This is a genomic window from Mesorhizobium sp. M1A.F.Ca.IN.022.07.1.1 (assembly GCF_003997575.1).
Taxonomy (GTDB): Bacteria; Pseudomonadota; Alphaproteobacteria; order Rhizobiales; family Rhizobiaceae; genus Mesorhizobium.
Genome location: NZ_RZST01000025.1, coordinates 22366 through 30247 on the forward strand (window position 1 = coordinate 22366; position 7882 = coordinate 30247).

8 protein-coding genes are annotated in these 7882 nt (G+C 61.9%); all 8 read right to left on the bottom strand.

Going from position 1 to position 7882, the window contains the following annotated elements; all coding sequences use genetic code 11:
* Positions 1 to 16 precede the first annotated feature (16 nt).
* Positions 17 to 742, bottom strand: coding sequence for a P-type conjugative transfer protein TrbJ (trbJ, locus tag EOA75_RS05590; protein ID WP_091595793.1), 726 nt, complete (start codon positions 740 to 742; stop codon positions 17 to 19).
* Complete coding sequence (gene trbE, locus EOA75_RS05595) at positions 739 to 3189, bottom strand: conjugal transfer protein TrbE (RefSeq protein WP_029354937.1); 2451 nt, start codon at positions 3187 to 3189, stop codon at positions 739 to 741. The genes trbJ and trbE overlap by 4 nt, the downstream gene beginning before the upstream one ends.
* Positions 3183 to 3455 carry a VirB3 family type IV secretion system protein gene (locus tag EOA75_RS05600; protein ID WP_024502852.1) on the bottom strand — a complete coding sequence of 91 codons (273 nt, stop codon included), beginning with the start codon at positions 3453 to 3455 and terminating at the stop codon, positions 3183 to 3185. The genes trbE and EOA75_RS05600 overlap by 7 nt, the downstream gene beginning before the upstream one ends.
* Positions 3455 to 3763, bottom strand: a complete 309-nt coding sequence (locus EOA75_RS05605) for a TrbC/VirB2 family protein (protein WP_024502851.1) — start codon at positions 3761 to 3763, stop codon at positions 3455 to 3457. Before EOA75_RS05605 ends, EOA75_RS05600 begins: the two co-directional genes overlap by 1 nt.
* A 12-nt stretch (positions 3764 to 3775) precedes the next feature.
* Positions 3776 to 4744 (bottom strand): P-type conjugative transfer ATPase TrbB, encoded by a 969-nt coding sequence (trbB, locus tag EOA75_RS05610; RefSeq protein ID WP_091595797.1) that lies wholly within the window; start codon positions 4742 to 4744, stop codon positions 3776 to 3778.
* The gene (locus tag EOA75_RS05615; protein WP_029354930.1) at positions 4741 to 5154 is read right to left on the bottom strand and encodes a CopG family transcriptional regulator; all 414 of its coding nucleotides are present in this window, start codon (positions 5152 to 5154) and stop codon (positions 4741 to 4743) included. Before EOA75_RS05615 ends, trbB begins: the two co-directional genes overlap by 4 nt.
* Before the next feature lie 116 nt (positions 5155 to 5270).
* Positions 5271 to 7301 carry a conjugal transfer protein TraG gene (locus EOA75_RS05620; RefSeq protein ID WP_091595898.1) on the bottom strand — a complete coding sequence of 677 codons (2031 nt, stop codon included), beginning with the start codon at positions 7299 to 7301 and terminating at the stop codon, positions 5271 to 5273.
* Between the two features lie 218 nt (positions 7302 to 7519).
* The coding region (locus tag EOA75_RS34475; protein WP_206516968.1) for a hypothetical protein at positions 7520 to 7882 on the bottom strand (363 nt) is incomplete at its 5' end.

The following is a 7882-nucleotide window of genomic DNA, read 5'->3' on the forward strand; positions in this document are numbered from 1 at the left end:
CGTGATGAACTCGTGATTAATTGCCGGGATAAGCCGAGCCGGTACCCAAGAATCGCTTCGTCATCTCGCGGGCGGCTTCCTCTGACTGGGCCTTGCGGGCGGCATCCTCGGCCTCAGCTCGAAACTGCGTTGCGAGCAGCGTCTGGATCTGCATCTGCTGCTTTGTCGAAAGCGCTATCAGCTGGTTGGTGGCCTGGCTTGCCTGAAGCGCACCGGCCGCCCCTTGGCTGCGGTTGACGAGATCGGCGAGCAGATCGCCGTCGGCGCGGACGTTCTCGACGATTTGCGACTGGACCCCCATGGTCTGGCGGAACGCCTGCATGGCGCTTTGCCAACGCTCGCGCGCAGCACTCGCCACATCGCTGACCTTGATCGTGGCGTCGTAGCTTTCCGGATATTGGCTGCGCCACTGGTCTTGAAGCTTGCCCAGATCAAAGCTGAGGCCACTCGCCTGGTCCATCAAGCCGTCGATGCGATGGAGCGAACCGGTGAGTTGGCCAACGGAAGAGAAATCCAGACGCTGAAGATTGCGCGCCATGTTCTGCAGCATGGTCGCCTGATTCTGCAGCGACTGGATCTGGTTGTTGATCTGCTCCAGGGCGCGCGCGGCCGTCAGCACGTTCTGCGCATAATTGGACGGATCGAACACGATAAGGGCGTAGGCGGGCTGCACATAGTCGGCCATAGGCTTGGCGATCAGGGAAACGGTGATCAGGCCGGAGAGAAGGCGTCGCCGCATCATGCTAATTGCTCCTTGTCTGGTTGAGGGAATTGCTTGAGAAGTTCGCCGGCCCAATCGAGGCCGCGCGCGATCAGGAACTGCGAGGCAAAGCTGCCTTGCCCGTCTTCGGACAGGATCCTGTCGATCAGAGTCTGCGTGGCCGGATCGGAAGCACCGCAAAGCGCAAGAGCGATGGGGCCAAGCCCGAGCTCGAACAGACGGTTGCCGCGGCGCGATTGCAGATAATACTGACGCTTCGGCGTGGCGCGGGCGATCAATTCGATCTGCCGCTCGCTTAAACCGAAGCGTTCGTAGGCTGTGCGCGCCTGGGGTTCCACGGCACGATCATTGGGAAGGAAAATGCGCTGCGGGCAGCTTTCGATGATTGCCGGCGCTATGGCAGAGCCCGCGATATCAGCCAGCGACTGCGTAGCGAAGACAACCGACACGTTCTTCTTTCGCAGCACCTTCAGCCATTCGCGGATGCGGGCGGCGAACAGCGGATTGTCGAGATAGACCCACGCCTCGTCGAGCATGATCAGCGTGGGCCGTCCGTCGAACCGTTCCTCAAGTCGCTGGAACAGATAGGTAAGCACCGGCAGCAAAGCGCCTTGGCTGTGCATCAGCTCCTCGGTCTCGAAACACTGCACATCCGACAAGGCCAGCCCATCATGATCGGCATCGAGCAGGCGGCCGAAGGGACCGTCGAGCGTGTAGGGCATCAATGCGGACTTCAGCGCATTGGATTGAAGCAGGACCGAAAGGCCGGTCAGTGTGCGTTCCTGCGCCGGCGCGGTGGCAAGGCTGGCCAGCGCTGACCAGATAGCCTCCTTCACCTCCGGCGTGACGGTGACGTTCTCGTGGGCAATAAGGCTGGCGATCCATTCGGCCGCCCAGCTTCGGCTAGCCTGGTCGTTGATGCTGCGCAGTGGCTGAAAGGCAAGGGAACCGTCCGCTCCTAGCGCGTGGTGTTCTCCACCCATGGCAAGTGTTGCAGCACGGGCCGAATTGCCTTTGTCGAAGACATAAACCTGGGCGCCGGCATAGCGCCTGAACTGCAGAGCAATCAGAGCAAGCAGAACCGACTTGCCGGCGCCGGTCGGACCAACAGCCAGCATGTGGCCGACATCTTCGACGTGGGTGGAAAGCCGAAACGGTGTCGACCCGCTGGTCTCGGCAACGAGAAGCGGTGGCGCTTCGGTTTGGGTGACTTTCGCGAGATACTCGTTTGTCGCAGGACCGGCCCAAACCGACGACAGCGGCATGAGATGGGCAAGGTTCAAAGTATGAACGAGCGGTTGGCGAACGTTAGCGTAGACATGGCCAGGCAATGAGCCGAGCCAAGCCTCGACCGCATTGACGCCTTCTCGGATCGTGGTGAAACCGATCCCATTGATGATGCGCTCGACCGCGCGAAGCTTCTCTGCAGCGGCTTGGCGATCCTCGCCCCACACCGTCACGGTCGTGGTGAGATAGCCGAAGCTCACATGATCGCCGCCCAATGCCTGAAGGGCTTCGTCGGCATCGAGCGCCTTGTTGTCGGCATCGCTGTCGACAAGCGGGACCGGCTCGTTGGTAATGACCTCGCGTAGGATTGCCACGATCGATTTGCGCTTGGCAAACCACTGCCGGCGCAACCGCGTCAGCGTCTTCGTGGCTTCCGTTTTCTCGAGCGGAATGAAGCGCGTCATCCAGCGATAGGCGAAATCCTGATGATTGAGGGCATCGAGAATCCCGGGCCGGGTGAGGTTCGGAAAGCCGAGGATGGTCAGTGTGCGAAGATGCTGCTCACCCAGCATCGGCTCCAGGCCACCGGCAAGCGGCGCATCGACCAGGATGGCATCCAGATATATCGGCGTTTCCGGGACCATGATAGGATGGCGTCGAGGCGAAATCGTGCCGTGGAGATAGGTCAACGTCTGAGCATCATCGAGGACGCGTACTTCGGGCATGAAGCCCGAGAAGAGATCGAGCACGCGGTTGGTCTCGTCACGGAACCTCGCCAGATCCTGGCGCCAGTCTCTTTCTCCTTGGGAATAATGAGAGTCGACGAGCGCGCTTTCCGCGCGCGCCTGGGCGTCGGGCGGTGGCATAAACACTAAGGTCACATGATAGCGGCTCTCGTAGTGCGCTACCTTCCCCTCGAAAGCAGCGCGGCGTTCTTCGTCGACCAGCCACGACGCGGCGTCAGGAAAATGCGAGTTCGGATAGCCCAGCGCTTCTATGCGCTCGGCCTCAAAGAACAATGCCCAGCCAGAGCCAAGGCGTCTGAGAGCATTGTTCGCCCGGCCGCAAATGCCGACGAGTTCAGCCTCCGTCGCACTTTCGAGATCCGGGCCGCGGAACCGCAACGTCCGCTGAAAGCTGCCGTCCTTGTTGAGCACGATGCCGGGCGCCACCAAGGCAGCCCAGGGTAGATGGTCGGCAAGCCGGTCGGCTTTGCTTCGATATTCCGAAAGGTTCAGCATGCAAGCCACCCCTTCAGACGAAGGTGGCGCACAAGCACGCTGGCGAAGTCCGGATCGCGTCTTGCGGCAAAGACCGCTAACGAGTGGCCCGCGATCCAAAGCACCAGACCAGCAATCCATTGCTGCAAGCCGAAGCCAATGGCCGCGGCCACTGTACCGTTGAGGATCGCCACCGCGCGCGGAGCCCCGCCGAGCAGGATCGGCTCGGTCAGCGCCCGGTGGACCGGTACTGCGAAGCCCTCGATATGCTGCTCCCCGGCGGCCATCAGACGAGCGCCCCACCACCGAAGGAGAAGAAGGAGAGGAAGAAGCTCGATGCCGCGAAGGCGATCGACAGACCGAAGACGATCTGAATCAGGCGCCGAAAACCACCGGCGGTGTCGCCGAAGGCAAGCGTCAGGCCGGTGGTGATAATGATGATCACCGCAACGATCTTGGCGACCGGTCCCTGCACCGACTCCAGGATCTGCTGCAGCGGCTGCTCCCACGGCATGCCGGAGCCGGCCGCATAAACGGGGGCCGTGATAAGAAACGCGAGCGCTGTGGACGAAAGAAAGCGAAGCTTCTTGCGCATGAGGAAGGCCTTTCAAAGCTGCTGGAGTTGCGAAAGCGTGAGCGGGGCAACGGCGTAATCGCCGCTGCCGTCGAGACCGGTGACCTCGGCGATTGCGTCGATGTGGCGCGACGAGCCGCGGCCGGCGATGAAGACGAGCAGGTCGACGGCATCGGCGATGAGGCGGCGGGGAACGGTGACGACTGCTTCCTGTGCGAGCTGCTCGATACGGTAGAGTGCGGAGCGCGCCGAATTGGCGTGAACCGTGGCGATGCCGCCGGGGTGCCCGGTGTTCCATGCCTTCAGCATGTCGAGTGCTTCCGCACCTCTTACTTCGCCGACGATGATGCGGTCGGGCCTGAGCCGCAGCGTTGAGCGCACGAGATCGGCAAGGGTGACCGAGCCCCGCCTCGTTCTCAGGGCAACGCAGTCCCTGGCCGCGCACTGCAGTTCGCGCGTGTCCTCGATGAGGATCACCCGCTCGTCGCATTCTGCGACCTCCGCCAGCAGCGCATTGGCAAGGGTTGTCTTGCCCGAAGACGTGCCGCCGGCGACCAGGATGTTGCGCCGCTCGCGGACTGCCCTCTTGAGCACATCGACCTGCAGCGGCAGCATGATCCGGTCCGCGACATAGTCGGCCAGCGTGTAGAGCTTTGCCGCTGGTTTACGGATGGCAAAGCATGGCGCGAGCACGACCGGCGGCAGCAGACCCTCGAAGCGCTCGCCCGACGGCAGTTCGGCACTGACAATCGGATTGTCCGCGTGCGCCTCGACCCGCACATGGGAGGCGACCAGGCGGATGATGCGTTCCGCCTCGGACGGGTGCAGATGCACGCCCGTATTGACTCGGCCCTCGCCCAGCCGGTCGAGCCGCAGCGCACCGTCGGGATTGACCATCACCTCGATGACGGACGGATCGGCAAGGGCTTCGGTGATTGCCGGACCCAGGGCGGTGCGCAGCATGACACGCCGCCGGTGGTCGGCCTCGGGATGAGAGCTCATCCTTCCCCTCCCCCACCATTGTCTTTGCTAAGCGACCTTTTGCCGGAAGCGATCTGGCGGCCGACCTGCTCAACGAATTTGTCAAAACGCTCCTGGGCAATCGCCTGGGTCGCCCTGTCCGGCACAGGCGTGTGGGCATGAAGCGTGATCGAAAAGCGGATGAAGAGCGCCAGACTCTCCAGGATCACCTCGGCATCGCGCCTGACGTGGGCAAGGTCGCGGGAGAGCCGGTCAAGCCTTACGCCGTAGCGCCGATCGAACTCGTTCTCGCCACGCCGCTCGATGAACGCCTCGACCGCCTTCGCCACGATCGCTGATTTGGTCGTTGACGGATCGCGACTGAGGTTGTCCAGTTTCTCGCTGAGCTCCGGCTCAAGCAGAAACTGATGGCGAATGCGGTGGGGCTTCATGCGGCTCGTTCCGACGGCCCGGCGTTGCGCCGGCGACGGGAGAAGGATCGGCCAGACGCTCAAAATTGCTTATGGCCGTTATCTACGCTGAGATGCGCTCTGCAACTCAGCGGACTTCAGAAGCCGGGAATGACATCCTTGTCGTCGCCCCTGCCCTCGTTGATACCGTAGGCGCGGGCCGCAGTGGAAATCCGATCCATGACACGCTTGTCCGCGAGCGCTTCGCTGTCATCGTCTGCGGGCTTCAACAGATCGGCCTGATCGGGCTCTTGAGAGACAACAACGTCTTCTACGGGCAGGCTTGGATGGCGTTGCTGCTGAACGCCTCCCTCGTCTTCAACTGGCGCGTCGGCGCTTTCGTCGTCCGCAGCAAGTCGGCTATCGACGCTGCACACTTGTCCAGTCCAGCCGTCCGGGCGTGATGCAGGGCAGTCCGCATAGGGACCGTCGCGCAGCACCGGCGCAGGCAGCACCCGGTCTGTGAAATTCTGATCCTGATAATAGCGCAGCTTCTTGGCGCGGATCGGCGGCAACCCAGAAACCAGGACCAATTCGTCTGACGGCGGCAATTGCATCACCTCGCCTGGCGTCAGGAGCGGGCGCGCGGTTTCCTGGCGGCTCACCATGACATGCGAAAGCCAGGGCGCAAGCCGATGGCCCGCATAGTTGCGCATCGACCTAAGTTCGGTTGCGGTGCCGAGGGCATCCGAGATGCGCTTGGCCGTGCGTTCGTCATTGGAGGAAAAGGCAATTCGCACGTGGCAATTGTCGAGAATAGCATTGTTCTCGCCATAGGCCTTTGAAACCTGGTTCAAAGATTGTGCGATCAGATAGGAGCGAATGCCATAACCTGCCATGAAGGCGAGCGCCGTCTCGAAGAAGTCGAGGCGACCGAGCGCCGGAAACTCGTCCAGCATCATGAGCAGTTGATGCTTACGGCTCTTCTTCGGGTCCCCCTCCAGGCGCTCCGTCAACCGCCTGCCGATCTGGTTCAAGATCAGTCGCACCAAAGGCTTGGTGCGCGAGATATCCGAAGGCGGCACGACCAGATAGAGCGACAGCGGTCGCTCTCCATCCACTAGGTCAGCGATGCGCCAGTCGCAGGACGAAGTGGCCGTCGCGACCGTTGGATCACGATAAAGCCCGAGAAAGGACATGGCGGTCGAGAGGACGCCTGAGCGCTCGTTCTCCGACTTGTTCAGGAGTTCGCGAGCCGCCGAGGCCACTACGGGATGGACCTGAGGGTTATGCCCCGTCCCGAGATGGTTTGTCGTCATCATCCGCTGTAGCGTTGCGGCAAACGAGCGTTGCGGGTCCGACAGGAAGGTGGCGACGCGGGCCAGCGTCTTTTCCTCTTCAGCGTAGAGCACGTGCAAAATGGCGCCAACTAGGAGTGAATGGCTGGTCTTCTCCCAGTGGTTCCGTCGCTCCAGCGCGCCCTCGGGATCGACGAGGATGTCGGCGATGTTTTGAACGTCTCGGATCTCATCTGGGCCTTTGCGTACCTCCAGCAGCGGGTTGTAGCGTGCCGATCTCGGGTCGGTCGGATTGAACAGAAGGCAGTACGAGAATTTCGACCGCCAGCCGGAGGTCAACTGCCAATTTTCGCCTTTTATATCATGAATGATGGCAGACCCGGTCCAGGAAAGTAGCGTTGGAACAACCAGCCCCACGCCCTTGCCCGAACGCGTCGGCGCAAATGCCATGACGTGCTCCGGGCCGTCATGGCGCAGATAGCGATCGTTCAGCCTACCGAGGAAAACGCCCGCCGGCCGTAACAACCCTGCCGTCTCGACCTCATGAGTCGTGGCCCACCGTGAAGACCCATAGGTCGTAACCGACCCGCGCTGTCGCGCGCGCAAAAGCGAGCCAGCGATTGCGGCGGCACAGCCCAGGAATCCGCTGGCGCCTGCAAGCGTACCGGCTTTGTCGAAGACCTCCGGCGCATAAGCATCGAAGTGGAACCACCATTCAAACAGCTTCCACGGCTTGTAGATTGGCCAGCCGGCGAAGAGAAACCATGGTGCGCCGAGAGGCGTCTGGTAGGTCAGCATTTGAGCGCACCATTGGGTTGCCGTCCATACGCCGATAATGACAATTGCGCACACAACGGCGATCTGCCCGATCAGTAGCTTCGTAGGTGTCATCGGCTTGGCCCGCTGAACAACGCGACCTAGCATCGCGCGGCGCAGCCGGGACAGGAATGTTCCTCACATACGATTTGGGAGCAATGAACGACTTCCTACGTATCAGGTCGGTCAGCACGCGTGTTGCGCCTTCACGCGACACCATCCGCCACTCCATCCTTTCCATTCACCCTGAGGCCCGGCGCCGCCGACAGTTGCGTGACCGCTCCTCCGCAAAGTTATCTTCTGCGTTCAGGGAGCCACGGCGCCTGGGCTGGCTGATGAACACCGTCCGCTCGCGCATGTGGGGTCGAATTGATTTGTGCCCAAGTGGAGGCAGGCTCGTCTTCCAACAGTTGCCGCAGTTCCCCTGGCTCGAACGCCATCATCGGTGGGGAAGCGGGTTCATCCTCCAACAGTTGCCGCAGTTCCCCTGGCTCGAACGCCATCATCGGTGGGGAAGCGGGTTCATCCTCCAACAGCTGCCGCAGTTCCCCTGGCTGGAACGCCATCATTGGTGGGGAGGCAGGCTCGTCCTCCAACAGTTGCCGCAGTTCCCCTGGCTCGAACGCCATCATTGGTGGGGAGGCAGGTTCGTCCTC